This is a genomic window from Prosthecobacter sp., from assembly GCF_044373815.1.
GTDB lineage: Bacteria > Verrucomicrobiota > Verrucomicrobiia > Verrucomicrobiales > Verrucomicrobiaceae > Prosthecobacter.
The window spans coordinates 12,101-28,656 of record NZ_JBIPNG010000023.1 but is presented as its reverse complement, the minus strand read 5'-3'; the positions used below and the strand labels follow the sequence as shown (position 1 = coordinate 28,656).

The window sequence follows — 16,556 nt, the reverse complement described above, 5'->3', positions numbered from 1 at the left end:
ATCGGTCCTGAAGATCTGCGGCCCATGGCATATTCAGTTCGGTATTTCCGGCTGCGTGACATGCTCTACGCCTTCGACCATCCCAACATCCATAAAGTGCCATCACAACTGGCTCCTGGATTGATGAACTGGTTCACACAGCTCAGGGCCGAAGGCAGGGAAGGGGTGGTGTTCAAAAACAAGCATGCACCTTACACCCCTGGCAGACCCAACGCCGGAGGCCCACAACTCAAATACAAGTTCGTGGAAACTGCTTCATTCATTGTCGCCAAGGTGAATGACAAGCGCAGCGTCTCATTGATCCTGTTTGACGGAGAAAAGGTGCGTCCTGCTGGCAACGTCACCATCCCACCCAACCACGACATGCCTTCACCGGGCTCTGTCGTGGAATGTCGTTACCTTTACGCGTTCAAGGAATCAGGCTCCATCTACCAGCCTGTTTACCTGGGACTGCGTGAGGACATTCGATCCGACGAATGCACCACCACTCAGCTCAAATACAAAAAAGCTGAACCCGAGCCTGTGTAAAAGTTTTCACAAGCTCTCCCCCCACCATCAAGCCCATGTGTCCCTCACCGGCTCATGGGCTTTTTGCGTTCAACCCACAACCCCAAACACACATGAACCCCATCGCCCTGCCCATAGCGGAGCTCAAAGCCGCACTCACAGGTATCGGCAAGGTCCTCAATACCAAAGCCACCTTGCCCGTCCTGCACCATGTCAAAGTAGAGCGCACGTCAGACGGATGGATCGCCATAACCGGCACTGATCTCGACCGTTTCGTCACCCTGCGTCTCGAACACCCCGCCGAAGGCCCTCCCGTCGCTGTGCTCGTCCCATACGACCATCTCCTGCAGTTCTCCAAGAACTGCAGCAAAGAGGAACGTCTTCTCATTGAAACCACACCTGAAGGAACCGTCATCAAATTCGCCCTGGCCAACAACCTCGGTGCTTCCAAGGTCAAACCGTTTCCTGTGGATCAATTCCCGCAGGTTCCACGCATCAAGACCGAAGCTGTTCCGTTGCCTCCAGCCGTTCGAGAATCGCTCCATCAGGCTCTTGAATGTGCCAGCTCCGATGAAACCCGCTACATCCTCAATGGTGCCTTCATCGACGCCAGCAACCCCAAGGCGTTCAATGTGGTAGGGACGGACGGGAAGCACCTCTACAGTGCGAATTCGTTCACCCTGCCAATCAAGCTCTCGGTGCTCATCCCGTCACACAAATTCCTCCAATGGAAGGAGTTCAATCAGGACGGTGAATGGCAGATGAAAGCCGATAGCGACAACATCCAGCTCTCATCAAGACGCTGGAGGTTCATCACCCGTCAGATTCAGGGCAAATATCCCAACTGGCGGCAAACGGTTCCAAATCCAGCCGACGACAAGACACACATCACCCTGGACCCATCAAAGCTGGAAACGCTCATCAAACTGGTTCAGCGCATTCCTTGTCACGACCCAGACCGATACCAAACAATCGGACTGGAATGGAGAGATGGTCAATTCCTGCTCCTCGGCAAAGACAGCGACAACGAGCCATGGACCCGAGTCCCTGTCTCTGACGTCCAAGCAAAAGGCCCAGAGATGAGCATCTTCCTCAGTCGTCGGTTCCTCATCAAAGCCTTCGGCTACGGGATGAACACAATCAGCCTGGTCGATTCAATGCATCCGCTCAGGTTCCACACCAAAGCGAAGCAAATGATCGTCATGCCTCTGCGCATGGATTCCGGCCAGCCACAAACCCAGCAACCCAAACCCGTGAACATACCGGCACCTCGTCTGCATGTTCCACCACCCAAACCAACACCCATGATTACGAACCCCACCTCTGAAGGACCGGCACCCTCTAACGATCAGAAAACACCAGTGGAAGAAGCCATCGACATGACCTTGATCATTCGTGACAAGTTCAACGAGGGCTTCAACCTGCTGCGCGATCTGTCGCTCAAGCTCAAAGGCATCAACCGCGACCAGAAGGCCAGCGCACGTGAAATGCAGTCTGTTCGTTCCACGCTTCGCTCCATCCAAGGAATGAAGATCTAGTCTATTCCCAACGACAAAACCCAAGCCCATGTCCTTCTTCATTGAGGGGCATGGGCTTTTTCATAACCAAAAAGGAAATCAACACCATGATTGCTAACCTCGATCCTCACCCGGTCATCGCCACCCGTAAAACACCCAACCTCATCCTCCACTGTGGCGCACAAAACGTGGACCTGGATGAAGTGCGTAAAGTCAGGACACCGCGCTCCACAAATAGCTGGTGTCCGATCCCTCATCACCAGCTCATCAGCCAGGTTCAAAACACCCTCAAGACCACCAACCTTCGCATCGGCACTCAAGCTCACAGCCTCACGCACGATGGTATGCGCTATTTTGGTTTGATGGAAGTGCATGCCCAGAAATCCAACGACGATTATTGCTGGGTTCTGGGTCTTCGAAACAGCCACGATAAAACGTTCCCTGCCGGTATTGTCGCTGGGGCCTCGGTCTTCGTTTGCGATAATCTTTCCTTTTCTGGAGAGATCAAATTCGCACGCAAACACACCCGGTTCATCAATCGCGACCTGCCGCAATTGGTGTCACGTTCCATTGGCCTCGTGCTCGCAAAATGGCACGATCAGGACAAGCGCATCGCCGCCTACAAAGAAGCAGAGATCAGTGAAGTGCAAGCCCATGACCTGCTCATTCGCTCTGTGGACGTTGGCGTGTGCTCCAATCGTTTGATCCCTGACGTGTTGCATGAATGGCGCGAGCCTTCCCATGATGCATTTGACGGGAGGAACGTCTGGTCGCTGTTTAACGCGTTCACAGAGAGCCTCAAGGGCAACCTGGCTGAGCTGCCCAAACGCACAGAAGCCCTTCACGGGCTGCTGGATACGCACGTTGGCCTGAGCGCCTGAAAGGGGAAGAGTTCCTGTTTTCGGTTTATCCGCGAACAGGGGCTCTTTTCTTTAGCTGGTACCGTTGTATCCAACGCACCCCATTTGGTAATATTCCAAAATCCCGCCAGCATTACGCCCGACCACCCGAATGCGTTCACTTTCAAAAGAATCCGGACACCATTGAGAAGCGTGCCGACTGCTGGCTCAAGGAACTGGCATGTTTGAGCAAGATCGCTGGGTTCGATTTGAATGCGTGGATTCCGGCATGGCAAACAGAGGGGGCTTGATGTCAGATTACGGGGAGCAATTGAGCGGCACTCCTTGCCATCAGCATCACTCGCGGCTTTGATAGGTGAAATTCACATGCCCGCCACAGTCCTCCAAAGCAACTTCACCCACCTCAAGGAGCACGATGAGCAGCTTCTAAAGCTGGGCATGCTGGCGGAGCGGTATTTCGCGGAGGACCCGAACACCTGCCTGCTGAAGCTGCGCCAGCTCGCAGAAGTCATGACGCAGATCGTTGCCAGTCATGTGGGACTGCTCGACAGGCCAGGAGACGGCCAGTATGAGCTGCTTGGGCGCTTGCGGGATCAGGGCATCCTGCCGCGTGAGATTTTTCAGCTCTTTGGCGAAGTCCGCCGCTCAGGGAATGCGGCGAATCATGCCTTGTCAGGCGATCACAAGGCCGCCCTCACCACCCTGAAACTCGCATGGCAGATCGGCGTCTGGTTTCACCGCACGTTCAAGGACCCGAAGTTCAAATCCGGCCCCTTCATCCCGCCTCAGCCGCCGGAGGACGAAACCGACGATCTGCGCACGGAGTTGGACTCTCTCTCCAAAGCCCTCGCGAATTACCAAATCGCGCATCAGGAAAAGACGCAGCTTCTTGAATCCACCGAGGCCCAACTGAAGGCCGCGAAGAGCGAGCAAGCATTCTGGGAGCAAATGGCCGCCGAGGTGGAGGCGGAAAAGAACGCGCTCAAAGACCGCCTCGCTGCCCAGCAGGCGGAGACCATCGCTCAACCGCCCGCCAAGGTCGATGTCTTCGTCAAAGCCTCCAACGAGGCTGCGAAGAATGTAGTGCTCGATGAAGCTGCCACGCGGAAACTCATCGACAGCCAGTTGCGACAGGCGGGTTGGATCGTCGATTCGGAAAACCTGCGGTACTCGAAAAGTGGGCGCCCACAAAAGGGCAAGAACTTGGCCATCGCCGAATGGCCCACGGACACCGGCCCTGCCGACTACATTCTGTTTGTCGGCCTTACGCCAATGGCGACGGTCGAAGCCAAGCGCAAGAACGTCAATGTCTCCGCCTCCCTCCAGCAGGCGAAGCGTTATGCCCGTGGATTTCAGCCATGCGAGGAAACCGAGATGCACCCCACGAACTGGGGCGCACAGCACGAGTTCCGCTTGCCGTTCATCTTCGCTGCCAATGGCCGCCCCTTCCTGCGGCAGTTGGAGACGCACAGTGGAATCTGGTTCTGCGATCTGCGCCGCCCGGACAATCTCGGCCATGTCCTCGATGGCTGGTATTCACCGGAAGGTCTCACCGAACTCCTGAAGCGCGATGAAGCCAGCGCCCATGCCCAGCTCGCCACAGAGAACTTCGATTACGGTTTTGTCGTCCGTGATTATCAGCAGCGCGCCATCCTGAAGACGGAGGCTGGGATTGCCGAAGGCAAACGTGCCATCCTTCTAGCCATGGCCACCGGCACTGGCAAAACGAAGACCTGCATAGCCCTCATCTACCGCCTGCTGAAGACGAAACGCTTCCGCCGCATTCTCTTCCTCGTGGATCGCTCCGCCCTGGGCGAGCAGGCGGCCAATGCCTTCAAAGACACGCGCATGGAGAGCCTGCAATCCTTTGCCGACACATTCGGCATCAAGGAAATCGACGAAGCCTCTCCCGATACCGCCACCGCCGTCCACATCGCCACGATTCAGGGCATGGTCGCACGCGTGCTCAATCCATCAGAGGGCTTCTTGCCGCCTACCGTGGATCAATACGACTGCATCATCGTCGATGAGTGCCATCGCGGCTACCTGCTGGATCGTGAGCTGTCGGACACCGAGATGAGCTTCCGCAGCTACGACGACTACATCTCCAAATACCGCCGCGTGCTCGACTACTTCGATGCCGTGAAGATCGGCCTCACAGCCACGCCGGCGCTGCACACCACGGAGATCTTTGGCCCGCCGGTCTATACTTATAGCTACCGGGAGGCGGTCATCGACGGCCATCTCATCGACCACGAGCCCCCTGTCACCATCAAGACGGAACTGTCTGAGAAAGGCATCGTCTGGAAGAAGGGCGAGGACGTGCAGGTGTATAAAAACAAAGACGGCGAGATCGAACTCTTCAAGGCACCCGACGAGATCAAAATCGAGGTCGATAATTTCAACAAAAAGGTCATCACCGAATCCTTCAACCGCGTCGTCTGCGACTACCTGGCCGGGGAGCTTGATCCGGCCTCGCGGAAGAAGACGCTCATTTTCTGCGCCACGGACGTGCATGCGGACCTCGTGGTCGATCTCTTGAAGAAGGCCTTTGTCAAAGTCTGGGGCAGTGTGGATGACGACGCCGTCATCAAAATCACTGGTGCCGCCGACAAGCCGCTCAAGCTCCTGCGTCGTTATAAAAACGAGCGGAATCCGAATGTCGCAGTCACGGTCGATCTGCTCACCACCGGCATTGATGTGCCGGAGATTTGCAATCTCGTCTTCCTGCGCCGGGTGAACAGCCGCATCCTGTTTGACCAGATGCTTGGGCGTGCCACGCGGCAGTGTGATGACATCGGGAAGGACACCTTTCGCATCTATGATGCCGTTCGGCTCTACGAGGCGTTGGAGAACTTGACCGCCATGAAACCGGTCGTTGTCGATCCGACGATCAGCTTTACCCAGCTTGCGCAGGAACTCACCACCGTCGGCACCGAGGAGGCTCGCAGCTTGGTGCGGGATCAGTTTATTTCAAAGCTCCAACGCAAAAAGCGCCACCTCTCCGAGCGTGCCGCCAGTGACTTCGAGGCCAAGGCGGGCATGACCCCCGACGAGTTCGTGAAGCACCTGCAAAAGCTGCCACTGGATCAGGTGGCCGCCTGGTTTCTCGGGCACCAGGATCTCGGCGAGATTCTCGACCGCAAGTCCGATGGGCCGTCGAATCCCGTCTTCATCTCCGGCCATGAGGACAAATTCATTGTCGCTGAACGTGGGTATGGAGCAGGTAAAAAGCCCGAGGATTACCTCCAGGAGTTCAAGGCATTCATCCAGACGCAAGGGAACAAGCTGCCCGCCCTCATGACCGTCGTCACGCGTCCACGTGAGCTGACCCGCGCCCAGCTTCGCGAACTACAATACGAACTCGACAAAGCAGGTTTCTCCGAGACGAACCTTTCCATCGCGTGGAAGGAAATGACGAATCAGGACATCGCAGCCCGCATCATCGGATACATCCGTCAGGCTGCGTTGGGCGATCCGCTCAAACCCTACGGCCAGCGCGTGGACGAGGCCCTGCAAACCATGCTCGCCTCCCGCGCTTGGAGCACCCAGCAGCGTGACTGGCTGAAAAAACTCGCCGCCCAAACCAAGGCCAATCTCATCGTGGACCGCGCCGCAATGGAAAAAGATTTCATCTTCACCGAAGGCGGCGGCTTCAAGCGGCTCGACAAGCTCTTCGAAGGCCAGCTTCAGCAAGTTCTCGAAACTTTCAATGACACCGTTTGGCAACCAGCGGCATGATGCCCGCTCCTCTCTCTCCCAGTCCCAAAATCTCCTCTTCTCCCCCTCTTTCCCTGCCGTGACCCACGACATCGTCAGCAAACTCTGGAACCTCTGCAACGTCCTCAAGGACGACGGCGTGACCTACCACCAATACGTCACCGAACTCACCTACCTCCTCTTCCTCAAGATGGCGCAGGAGACCGGCACGGAGGATCAGATTCCTGCGGGCTACCGCTGGGCGGATCTGGAGGCCAAGGCCGCGCCGGACCGCCTGCAGTTCTACAAGCTCGCCCTCATCCACCTCGGCGGAAATGGGTCCAAGCTGGCCAAGGAGATCTTCGCCAACGCCTCGTCCTTTATCAAGAAGCCCACCACCCTCTCCACCCTCGTCACCGAGATCGACAAGCTGGATTGGTACTCCGCCAAGCAGGAAGGCCTGGGCGACATGTATGAAGGCCTGCTGGAAAAGAATGCCAACGAGAAGAAGTCCGGCGCAGGCCAGTACTTCACTCCGCGCCCGCTCATCGATAGCATGGTCTCGGTCATGAAGCCCACGCTGGACGATGTCATCCAGGACCCCGCCGCAGGCACCGGCGGCTTCCTTATCGCCGCGAATCACTACCTGCGCACCCACAATGACTTCGACAGCCTCACCGAGGCCCAGCAGCGGAAGTATCAAAAGAACACCTTCCACGGCATGGAGCACGTGCAGGACACCCACCGCCTCGCCCTCATGAACCTCATGCTCCACGGCATCGACGGCGGCATCCTTTATGGCGATACCCTCTCGCCCGAGGGGCAGGCCCTGCCCAAGGCCACGCTGAATCTTTCCAACCCGCCCTTCGGCACCAAAAAAGGCGGCGGCCTGCCCACCCGCGATGACTTCACCTTTCCCACCAGCAACAAGCAGTTCTGCTTCGTACAGCACATCTACCGTGGCCTCGCCCCCGGCGGACGCGCCGCCGTCGTCCTACCGGACAATGTTCTGTTCGAGTCCGGCGTCGGCAAAGACATCCGCCGGGACCTTATGGAGAAGTGCAACCTGCACACCATCCTCCGTCTCCCCACCGGCATTTTCTATGCCCAGGGCGTGAAGACCAACGTCCTCTTCTTAACTCGTGGGGAGACCGACAAGGGCAACACCAAAGAAGTTTGGGTCTATGACCTCCGCGCCAACATGCCGCAGTATGGCAAACGCACCCCGCTCACCCGCGAGCACTTCGCTGAGTTCGAGACCGCCTTCGGCAAAGATCCCCTCGGCAGCCCCGCCTCCTTGAAGAAACGCAAAGACACCGGCGAAACCGGCCGCTTCCGTAAATTCACCCGCGACTGGATCGACCAGCGGGACGACAGCCTCGACATCGCCTGGCTCAAAGACGACAGCACCGAATCCAGCGCAGACCTCCCCGAGCCCGCCGTCCTCGCCACGAGCGCGATGTTCGAAATGGAAGCCATCATGAACGACCTGCGCGGCATCCTCACGGAGCTGGGTGAAGACGTTGAGGAGGTAGAGGCGTGAGTGAAATGAGCGCTCCAAATTCGTGGGTCTTAGTGCCGATTGAAGATTGCCTCGTTGCTTATCCGAACGGCAAAAAAATCCGCCAAGGCTGGAGTCCGCAGTGCGAAAGCTATCCCGCTCAAACACTGGACCATTGGGGCGTTCTGAAGACCACCGCGATTCAAGAGGGCAGTTTTATTGAGCATGAGAACAAGCATCTGCCCACGTTCCTCGAACCGAAAACCCACCTCGAAGTGGAAGCGGGAGACATTCTCATTACGTGCGCTGGTCCGCGTGCTCGCTGTGGCGTCACCTGCCTTGTTCGCGCAACCCGGCCAAAATTGCTAATCTCTGGCAAGATGTATCAGCTGCGTGCCGATTCGAAGATTATCGACCGTCGTCTTTTGGAGTCCTTTCTGCGCGAGCCGCGAACAAGGCAGAGAATAGACGAACTGAAAACTGGCATGAGCGACTCCGGCCTCAACCTGACACACGATCGCTTCAAAACTCTGGAAGTTCCTTTGCCACCCCTCGCCGAGCAGAAGCGGATCGCGGACAAGCTGGAGGCGGTGCTGGGGCGGGTGGACGCCTGCCGCACCCGCCTCGACCGCGTCCCCGACCTCCTTAAACGCTTCCGCCAATCCGTCCTCGCCGCCGCCACCTCCGGCCAGCTCACCGAGGATTGGAGGGAGGAGAGTCCACCCTCTGAAACAGGTGAAATCCTATTGAACAAGGTCTTGAAGCAAAGAGCTGAGTGTTGGAGCAAAAAAGGCCGCAATGGCGTCTGCCCTGAGGCTTTGCTTTCGACTGCAGAGTTACCAAATAGTCCAGATGGTTGGGCTTGGATACCACTCGGCCACTTGGGATTGAATCCGTTCGCGACTGTGCAAACCGGACCATTCGGAGCATTGTTGCACACCGAAGAATTCACTCCACACGGCGTGCCCGTCGTCGCTGTCGGCAACTTAACCGGCATGGGATTTACATCGGACGGAATTTACTTTGTATCCGAGGAGAAAGCCAAACAGCTTTCGCGTTTCGACGTTCAGGCCGGTGATGTGCTCTTCGCTCGATCAGGGGCGACGCTTGGTAAGGTGTGTGTGGCTCCGTCACATGCCAACGATTGGCGAATGACAGGTCACATTCTAAGAGCGCGTCTGAATCAGAAATTTTTGTTGCCTGACTTGTGCGTGTATGCTCTGAGAGCGGATCCGTTCGTTACAAAACAAGTATTCGGAAGTGTCATCGGTTCGACACGTCCCGGATACAACACAAGTTTGCTTGAGTCTATTGCACTACCTGTTCCACCACTCGCCGAACAAGCCGAAATTGTCCGCCGGGTGGAAGCCCTGTTGGCGATGGCGGACCGGATCGAAGCCCGGCTGAGCGCCGCCCGAGCCCAAGTGGAGCGACTGACCCCCGCCACCTTGGCCAAAGCCTTCCGAGGCGACCTCGTCCCCCAAGATTCCAATGACGAACCGGCGGCAAAGTTGCTGGAGCGGTTGAACAAGGACTGCTCCACGGCCGCACAACCCCGAACGAAAGCACGAAAAGCCAAAACCACCGCGTGAACGATTACCTCGGTCTTCTCATCGCTTACCAAGAATTGCCACGCGTGCAACGCAGTAGCACGTTCATGGAAGTCGCTGGCTATCCACACTATGAGAACGTGTGTAGCAATATCCTCGCATTCTTCGTCGATCCTACGGCGGAGCACGGTCTGGGTGATCTAGTCCTGCGAGCCTTTCTAACCATGGCAGGAATACCGGAGGCGTCGATTTCATCACGATTAAAAATCACACGGGAGCACCCAGCCGAGCAGGACAAGCGAATCGACTTGGTGATTGATGCAGAGACCTTCACTCTCGGTATAGAGAACAAGATCTATCACTGGGAAGCCAATGATTTGGAGAACTATGCCAGGGTGATTCAGTCTCTCGCCGCAGGGAAAGACAAGAAGCCGTTGAAAGTTATCTTGTGCCTTCGCATCCAGGCCGATCAAGCTGCACCGAAAGGTGGCTTCATCCGCTACACCTACCCGCAGCTCTGGAGCTACGTGCAGGCCAAATTGGGCCAGCGTCTCGCCACTGCCCATCCCAAATGGCTCCTTTACCTTACTGACTTTATGGCAACCACCGCACGTCTCGCAGGACAGACATCTGAGGAAATTGAACTGACCAAGTTCTTCTCGAAACACCATGAACTTGTTGATCGTCTTGCTGCTGACAGACAGCGGCTTTTGAATCGGCTAGCAACAACGGTCCGTAATATTCTCGGCAGGATAGTGTCTCGTGAGGACATTTCAAAATATAAGCGAAGTCGTGGAGTCTGGGAGACCTTCACCCTTGCGAATCACTTCACCATTCAAGGTAAGCGAATCTGTATTGACCTGAATGGGAAGCTCTCAGGTTGGTCACTCGTTTTTTTTCAGCTAGACGATCCAATACGAGCTCTTCTGCCGGTGCTCCGCCAAAGTCCCTCCCTTTTATCGTGTTTCCCTGACCTTGAAATGGAAAAAGAACACTACGTTCTTCAGCGCTGGCCACTTCAAGCGCAAGAGTTGGAGCTTGAGGAGGCTTTGGTCAATGCCATGAAAGCCTTGATAGCAGCCGCTGACGCCCTTCCCAACAATCTTCAAGATCCTACCATCTAACGTCACTATATCCCGCAGTCTCATACGCGCTGGCTCCAATGGCAACATCGTCCAATGAACGCCGAATCGGCTAGAATACTGCTGGAGCTGCTGAGAAATCTGCCCACTTCAGCCAAAGCGTCGTGGAAACGTTAGCCCTTACTGGCCATGTCATTCAGCCCAACAACAACTGAAACCCACGACGCCCTCGTCCGTGCCCTTGCTGGCAAAAGTGGTCAAACTCTGCGCACCGCAGAAATCCTTAAGCTCGTCGGAGAGCTGGCTCCTGAGATCGGCGCTGACATTAAGTGGCTGCATCCCCCCGACCACTGTCACAACCATACGTCTGAAGGAGCCTGCCGTTGCTCCAAGACTGAGGAGGCTCCTCTTAGTCGTGTATCCCGTGGGATCTTCCGCGTCCGCTAACCCAACCCACACCGCCGACAACCATGCCAGCCATTCGCACCGCCTGTTATGAGACTACCATCGACCGAGAGTATGATGGTTTCCGCATTCTAGTGACCCGCTACATTCCGCGTGGATGTCGTCGAACGCGATTTGACGCCTGGATGGCGAATCTGGGACCGAGCGAACGGCTACTCAAAGGCTTCCAAGCCGGTCGCATCCCTTGGGATGATTTTGCCAAGTGCTATGAAGAAGAGCTGTTCGAGACATCGCCAGTGGACCGGCACAACCCACGAATCAAAAACAAGGGCCAAAAGTTCACGCTTCGACTCCTCAAAAGACTGGCGCGCAAGCAGCCCATCACCCTGTTGTGCAATTGTGGCGAGGATGAAAAGCACTGCCACCGTCACCTGCTCAAAGCCCTCATCGAATCCAAGAAAGTCTAGCCCATCTGAACTTATGTCCCTCTGGCTCATCCGCGCAGGCTCCCACGGTGAATTTGAACCCAAGTTTCTCGAAGAGAACCGGGTCTATGTGACCTGGCTCAATCTCGCCCACGATCTCCACAAGCTGGAGAGCAGGGAGGCGTTGATCGACCTCCTGGAACCGCTTGATCCAGGCGGAAAGCTGAAGAAGCGCATCAATCATGCCTCCCAAATCTGGCCCTTTGCCCACGCGATGCAGAAGGGCGACTGGGTGGTGCTGCCGCTCAAGACGCAGCAGAGCATCTACATTGGTGAGATCACCAGCGACTACCACTTTGAGCCCAAGGGGCCGAATCCCTTCTACCACTGGCGCAGTGTGAAGTGGATCGGCGAGGCGATTCCCCGCCAGCGTTTCGGCCAGGACCTGCTGCATTCCTTTGGAGCTTTCCTCACCATCTGCCGCATCCAGCGCAACAACGCCGAGGCTCGCGTGAAAGCCATGAAGGCCAGCGGCTGGGGCGATGATCTCGGCAAGAAGGGTCTGCTGGTCAAAGCCAAGGCCGAGTCCGCTGAGATCGATGATGAAGAACTGGCTGACGATCTGGTCGATCTGGAACAACAGGGCCTCGACCGGATCGCCACCATGATTCAAGCCAAGTTTGCCGGCCACGGCCTCACCCGTCTCGTGGAAGGCATCCTCAAGGCCCAAGGTTACACGACCTACCTCAGTCCCGAAGGTGCCGATGGCGGCGCGGACATCCTCGCCGGCATGGGAGCCCTCGGCTTTGGCACGCCGCAGCTCTGTGTGGAAGTGAAGTCCGAACTCAAGCCCATCGACCGCCCGACGGTGGACAAGCTGCTGGGAGCCATGAGCAAGTTCAACGCCCCGCAGGGCCTCTTCGTCGCCTGGGGCGGCTTCAAGGGCAACGTGCAGAAGGAACTTGCCCAAAGCTTCTTCAAAGTCCGCCTCTGGACCCAGAAGGAACTCCTCGACGCCCTCTTCGCGAACTACGACCAACTCGACCCCGACCTCAAAGCCGAGCTGCCCCTCAAACGCATCTGGACCGTGGCGGCGCAGGAGGAATAACGTTATGAACCTATTCACTCGTATTTCCTACAACTCCTCTGGCTGGCAACGGCCTACAGGGGATGCCAGCAAGCTTGAGGTCGATGATTCCTTCAATTCTCAGTTCAAGTTTGGCTTCGAAGACTGGTTCTTTCGAGGTGAATGGCAGGTCGATGGCTGGCGCTATGCATTCCTGCAAGGAGCCAATATCAAAGATCGCAAATACATCGGCAGGCCTTGGACTGTGAGCCTCTACACAATTCAGCCTGATAAGCAGAGACGATGGGTAGCTGACGTGCATGAACTGGAATGCTTGGACACCATTCAGTCCGAAGAGGCAGAAGCCTTCTTCCACGAACAGGGGTGGCTACAGCAGATGGAGAATGAGGTGCGTGCTGTTGGCGGAGATCCGAGGCAAATTAGGAACACCGAATACTCAGGGCATTTTCTCAACATCCGCTACCGGCTGGATAATCTTCAGATGATGCCAGCCAACACATTCTGGCCTCAAGCGTTTTGGGAGAAGCTCGCCGCTTATTACAACTTTTATCCACTCACAGAACCAGCCCAGGCCGATCTTGCTGCTTTGCTACTTAGGCGTGGTGGGCGTGACGTGCCCCTCCCTGAAGCTCCTATTTTCCGTCCTGCAATCGGAGCGCTGGCGTATTCACCAGAACATCGCCGGATGCAGGCAATTCTACTGAAGCAGCTGCAAGATGAGTACGGGCACGAACACGTGCGCATCGAGGTGGATGGAATTGACGCGCTGGTTGAGACCAACACCGGATTCATTATCTACGAGATCAAATCGGACCTGAGTCCGAAGAGTGTAGTTCGCCAAGCTCTCGGGCAGCTTCTCGAATATGCTTATCATCCACCACGTGCATACGCTATGCCCGTTCGACTCGTCATCGTGGGCCGTATTGAACTAGATCATCAGGGGGCTGCCTATTTGGATCACCTCAAGAGAGCTTTTGGTCTGCCCATTGAATATCGGGTTGTTTCATGGTGAAGCGTCAGTGCTCATGCCCCTCCAATCCCTCATCGCCGAAGCCACTCGCTCCGCTCGATCACCATAAAGTAGTGTGGGTGTCTGGCTCCGATCATGATGGCTGCGACGGACCAAGGCACCATTCTCGTTACCCCGGACAAGCTGAGTGATACGGGAGCCAAGGATGATTTCGCCAACAGGGTGCGTCTGGTCACTGCTTCATATGGTGCATCTCCCGTCGTGCTCATTCAGGAGCCATGGATCACGAAGGCCAAAGCAGATGAGCCACCTGGACACGTTAACGCCACCCTCTGAATCATGTGGCCGGTAGAGGCTGAGGAGGTGGTAAAAGCTGGATTGAACTCATTGGAGTCGGGCCTTCACTCGCTCGTAAGATTCTCCGCTGGTTTGATTCGCCACCCAAAGCCGAACCGCCTCCAAAACGGCAGGAGTTCCTAACGCTCGCTCAGGCACGAAAGTTCCTGGTCAAGAATCCGAAGTGGCAAAAGCAGCTCAAGGGAGACCTCCAGATGCACACACAATGGAGCGATGGAGAAGGGACGATCAAGGACATGGCGACTGAGGCACTGGAGAGGATGTAGAGGCAATCGCACCGGAGGCCCAGCTCTAATCACAGGCCGATCACACCTCCGTCATCAGCGGCCGGTCCATGATCCGTATCTCTGAGGTCGATGATGCGTGTGGTTGAGCAACCTGTGAGAGTTCCATTTGGCTTCGCCCAGTCCTTTCTCAGTATGCGCGGAGCATGGGTATGGGCAGAAAGATCAACCAGCCGCGAGCAACTTCTGCAGGTGGGCGGTTCTTTTGGCCTCGACCTGATCCGCTGAAGGCGTTGAGATCAGGTGGTGCTTGCCGTCATAATCTGGAGTGATTATCCAGTAACGCTCAGCTTCGGTCTTGGTGACCAACGCCTTGTAGGTGTTGTACAGCAGGGTGGGATTGTCGTGACCAAGCAGGAAGGCAGTTTTCGGAGCGTCTTCGAAACGAGCAATGTGATAACTGGCAAACGAGATGCGTGCTGAATTTTGTTTGAACTCCGCCTGAGCTTTCCTTCGGAGGTTGCGCATTCGGCTCTCGTAGCTTGGAGAGACAACCGGGCCCTTCGCCCTCAGGAGGGTTAACCATTCGAGAGCGTTTGGCGGGATCGCGTTGACCCTCGACTTTCCCGACTTGGTCATGTCTTCATGCAAATGAACAACAGGAGTGTCCTCATCAAGCTTTATATCGCTCCACGTAGTGCGCGCCACTTCTTCAGTCCGAACCCCGCAGAACAGAAGTAGAACCAGTGCGGCACACTCAGGCTTGTAGTCGTTGTTTAACGCGAACTGCAGAATCTTGACCGCGTTTTCTACCGTTACCACGCGATGGCGCGAGGTGCTCGGTGGACGCCGAGGCTTTTCCACCTTCTTAAAGGGGTTGTAGCTCATGTAGCCGTGCTCAACAGCGAAATTGCACAGGACAGACAAATGCCGAATGTGCGACCGCTTTGTGGTAGGGTTCCATGTCTTGGATTTGTAGATGTATGCCTCACAGGTCTCAGTCGTAAGCTCTGAGATCATGCAATCTGTGAAATGGTTTTTGAACGGCACGAAAAAGGTGGTCCACGAGCTGTGGATGTATTTTTCGGACATGTTGGCCTTGCGCTTCGACTTGCGGAATTCCTCCATGACCTCACCGATTGTGGCATTCGCGTTGGCAGGCCGGGAATGCTTCAGGTAGAAATCAACTGCCTGGGTGATTGTGGCGTTGTAGTTGCGCAGCTTTGCAAGAGCAGCGAGAACCTCGTGCCTCATGCTCTCACTCAGGTCTCGAAGATCCACCGGCTTTTTTCGGGCTTCTACCTCCATGCAGCGCACTTGGAACTTCTTGGCAGCAGCTTCCGTGGGGAAGTGTTTGAACACCCGTTTTCCCCCTACTACACCCATATCGACACGCCATCCGGCGTTCCCACTGGCATGGGTTTTTTTGTAGATCGGAAATGACTTTTCGAGGCTCACAGGATGTGTGCCTCATTTGTGTCTCGCGTCTCACAAAAATCAACTGGATTAGGGGTGGCTTTTGACCCGTTGTGCGAATGGCGGAGAGGGAGGGATTCGAACCCTCGGTTGCCTTACGACAACGTCTGATTTCGAGTCAGGTGCCTTCAACCACTCAGCCACCTCTCCGGATCATTTTGCGAGGCCGGAGGGTACTGCGTCTGCGCCTGAATGCAAGGCGCGGCTTACAATGAGTCCGGAGAATTGCAGTTGTATTCAGCGGAGGGTGGTGATCTGTGGCGTTGTTATGCAAATTCTCTCTGTTCTTATCGGTCTGGTGTGCGCGGTTCTGCTGGTGCCGGGACTTATCCCTCTGCTCGGCTGGCTGCAATGGGCGGTGCTTGCGGGCTGCGTGCTGGGCATCATCGTTGGTTCATTCTGTCAGCGGAAGATCGGCCTGACCATCAACGTGGCCGTCGCATTGGTGGCGGCGTTGAGGTTGTTCCTTGGCGGCGGTTTGTTTTAAGCGCTGGCTGGCCATGTGAGGGCGAGCCGATGCCGTGGGCGATGCTGCGCGGCGGAGTCCTGTGCAGACGCTGCTGGCAGGCTTGGGGTGTGGCGGGCGGCTGGGTTTGCTACCCGGTCGACTCAATGCTGACCCAGGGGAGCCTCCCTTGGATCTGTAGCATTTTAAATAATTTCATAGTCTTCCTGATGCATAACATCGCGTGGACATTGAGCGAATCCCTCCCGTCCCCTCACCCCAGCCCTCTCCCCGAAGAAAAGGATTCGGTTTCGTTGTGTATCAGGGGCGGGGAGAGGGAGAAGCGCTTTGGCTGCCTTGGGTTTATCGGGAACAAAATTATTTAAAAGGCACTATTACGCTGCCCCTTCAGGGCTGGTATGTCGCGGAGTGGCGGAAGATCGCGGTCTTG

General features: G+C 56.1%; 12 protein-coding genes, 1 tRNA gene and 1 pseudogene. 12 read left to right on the top strand and 2 right to left on the bottom strand.

Features of this window, described 5'->3' with window-relative positions; genetic code table 11:
* The 11 genes and pseudogenes from ACIREA_RS03615 to ACIREA_RS03565 all read left to right on the top strand — a co-directional run.
* Positions 1 to 528: pseudogene (locus ACIREA_RS03615) on the top strand (DNA ligase); the annotation flags it as partial.
* A gap of 92 nt (positions 529 to 620) precedes the next feature.
* On the top strand, positions 621 to 2,045 hold the full coding sequence (locus ACIREA_RS03610; RefSeq protein WP_397380641.1) for a DNA polymerase III subunit beta: 1,425 nt from the start codon (positions 621 to 623) through the stop codon (positions 2,043 to 2,045).
* A gap of 86 nt (positions 2,046 to 2,131) precedes the next feature.
* Positions 2,132 to 2,905, top strand: a complete 774-nt coding sequence (locus ACIREA_RS03605) for a DUF932 domain-containing protein (RefSeq protein ID WP_397380639.1) — start codon at positions 2,132 to 2,134, stop codon at positions 2,903 to 2,905.
* Between the two features lie 345 nt (positions 2,906 to 3,250).
* Positions 3,251 to 6,625: a type I restriction-modification system endonuclease gene (gene hsdR, locus ACIREA_RS03600; RefSeq protein WP_397380637.1), complete on the top strand. Its 3,375-nt coding sequence runs from the start codon at positions 3,251 to 3,253 to the stop codon at positions 6,623 to 6,625.
* Positions 6,597 to 8,126: an N-6 DNA methylase gene (locus ACIREA_RS03595; RefSeq protein ID WP_397380635.1), complete on the top strand. Its 1,530-nt coding sequence runs from the start codon at positions 6,597 to 6,599 to the stop codon at positions 8,124 to 8,126. The genes hsdR and ACIREA_RS03595 overlap by 29 nt, the downstream gene beginning before the upstream one ends.
* A 5-nt stretch (positions 8,127 to 8,131) precedes the next feature.
* Positions 8,132 to 9,676, top strand: coding sequence for a restriction endonuclease subunit S (locus ACIREA_RS03590; protein WP_397380633.1), 1,545 nt, complete (start codon positions 8,132 to 8,134; stop codon positions 9,674 to 9,676).
* Complete coding sequence (locus ACIREA_RS03585; RefSeq protein WP_397380631.1) at positions 9,673 to 10,758, top strand: PD-(D/E)XK nuclease family protein; 1,086 nt, start codon at positions 9,673 to 9,675, stop codon at positions 10,756 to 10,758. Before ACIREA_RS03590 ends, ACIREA_RS03585 begins: the two co-directional genes overlap by 4 nt.
* Before the next feature lie 428 nt (positions 10,759 to 11,186).
* On the top strand, positions 11,187 to 11,588 hold the full coding sequence (locus tag ACIREA_RS03580) for a DUF488 domain-containing protein (RefSeq protein WP_397380629.1): 402 nt from the start codon (positions 11,187 to 11,189) through the stop codon (positions 11,586 to 11,588).
* 13 nt (positions 11,589 to 11,601) lie between these two features.
* Positions 11,602 to 12,654 carry a restriction endonuclease gene (locus ACIREA_RS03575; RefSeq protein WP_397380627.1) on the top strand — a complete coding sequence of 351 codons (1,053 nt, stop codon included), beginning with the start codon at positions 11,602 to 11,604 and terminating at the stop codon, positions 12,652 to 12,654.
* 4 nt (positions 12,655 to 12,658) lie between these two features.
* On the top strand, positions 12,659 to 13,645 hold the full coding sequence (locus ACIREA_RS03570; RefSeq protein WP_397380625.1) for a hypothetical protein: 987 nt from the start codon (positions 12,659 to 12,661) through the stop codon (positions 13,643 to 13,645).
* 93 nt (positions 13,646 to 13,738) lie between these two features.
* Entirely contained in the window at positions 13,739 to 13,939 is a 201-nt protein-coding gene (locus ACIREA_RS03565; RefSeq protein WP_397380623.1) for a hypothetical protein, read from the top strand.
* A gap of 470 nt (positions 13,940 to 14,409) precedes the next feature.
* Here the strand turns inward: ACIREA_RS03565 and ACIREA_RS03560 are convergent, their stop codons facing one another.
* A complete protein-coding gene (locus ACIREA_RS03560) occupies positions 14,410 to 15,642 on the bottom strand; it encodes a tyrosine-type recombinase/integrase (protein WP_397380621.1) in 1,233 nt (410 codons plus the stop codon).
* Between the two features lie 78 nt (positions 15,643 to 15,720).
* Positions 15,721 to 15,810, bottom strand: a tRNA-Ser gene (locus ACIREA_RS03555).
* A 118-nt stretch (positions 15,811 to 15,928) separates the two neighbouring features.
* On the opposite strand from ACIREA_RS03555, the gene ACIREA_RS03550 reads away from it, so the two are divergent.
* Positions 15,929 to 16,147 (top strand): hypothetical protein, encoded by a 219-nt coding sequence (locus ACIREA_RS03550; RefSeq protein WP_397380619.1) that lies wholly within the window; start codon positions 15,929 to 15,931, stop codon positions 16,145 to 16,147.
* The last annotated feature ends 409 nt before the right edge of the window (positions 16,148 to 16,556 follow it).

Bases quoted from the DNA above. Each gene is read 5' to 3' on its own strand.
- ACIREA_RS03610 (WP_397380641.1), top strand. From the start codon at position 621: ATGAACCCCATCGCCCTGCCCATAGCGGAGCTCAAAGCCGCACTCACA.
- ACIREA_RS03605 (WP_397380639.1), top strand. From the start codon at position 2,132: ATGATTGCTAACCTCGATCCTCACCCGGTCATCGCCACCCGTAAAACA.
- hsdR (WP_397380637.1), top strand. From the start codon at position 3,251: ATGCCCGCCACAGTCCTCCAAAGCAACTTCACCCACCTCAAGGAGCAC.
- ACIREA_RS03595 (WP_397380635.1), top strand. From the start codon at position 6,597: ATGACACCGTTTGGCAACCAGCGGCATGATGCCCGCTCCTCTCTCTCC.
- ACIREA_RS03590 (WP_397380633.1), top strand. From the start codon at position 8,132: ATGAGCGCTCCAAATTCGTGGGTCTTAGTGCCGATTGAAGATTGCCTC.
- ACIREA_RS03580 (WP_397380629.1), top strand. From the start codon at position 11,187: ATGCCAGCCATTCGCACCGCCTGTTATGAGACTACCATCGACCGAGAG.
- ACIREA_RS03575 (WP_397380627.1), top strand. From the start codon at position 11,602: ATGTCCCTCTGGCTCATCCGCGCAGGCTCCCACGGTGAATTTGAACCC.
- ACIREA_RS03570 (WP_397380625.1), top strand. From the start codon at position 12,659: ATGAACCTATTCACTCGTATTTCCTACAACTCCTCTGGCTGGCAACGG.
- ACIREA_RS03565 (WP_397380623.1), top strand. From the start codon at position 13,739: ATGATGGCTGCGACGGACCAAGGCACCATTCTCGTTACCCCGGACAAG.
- ACIREA_RS03550 (WP_397380619.1), top strand. From the start codon at position 15,929: ATGCAAATTCTCTCTGTTCTTATCGGTCTGGTGTGCGCGGTTCTGCTG.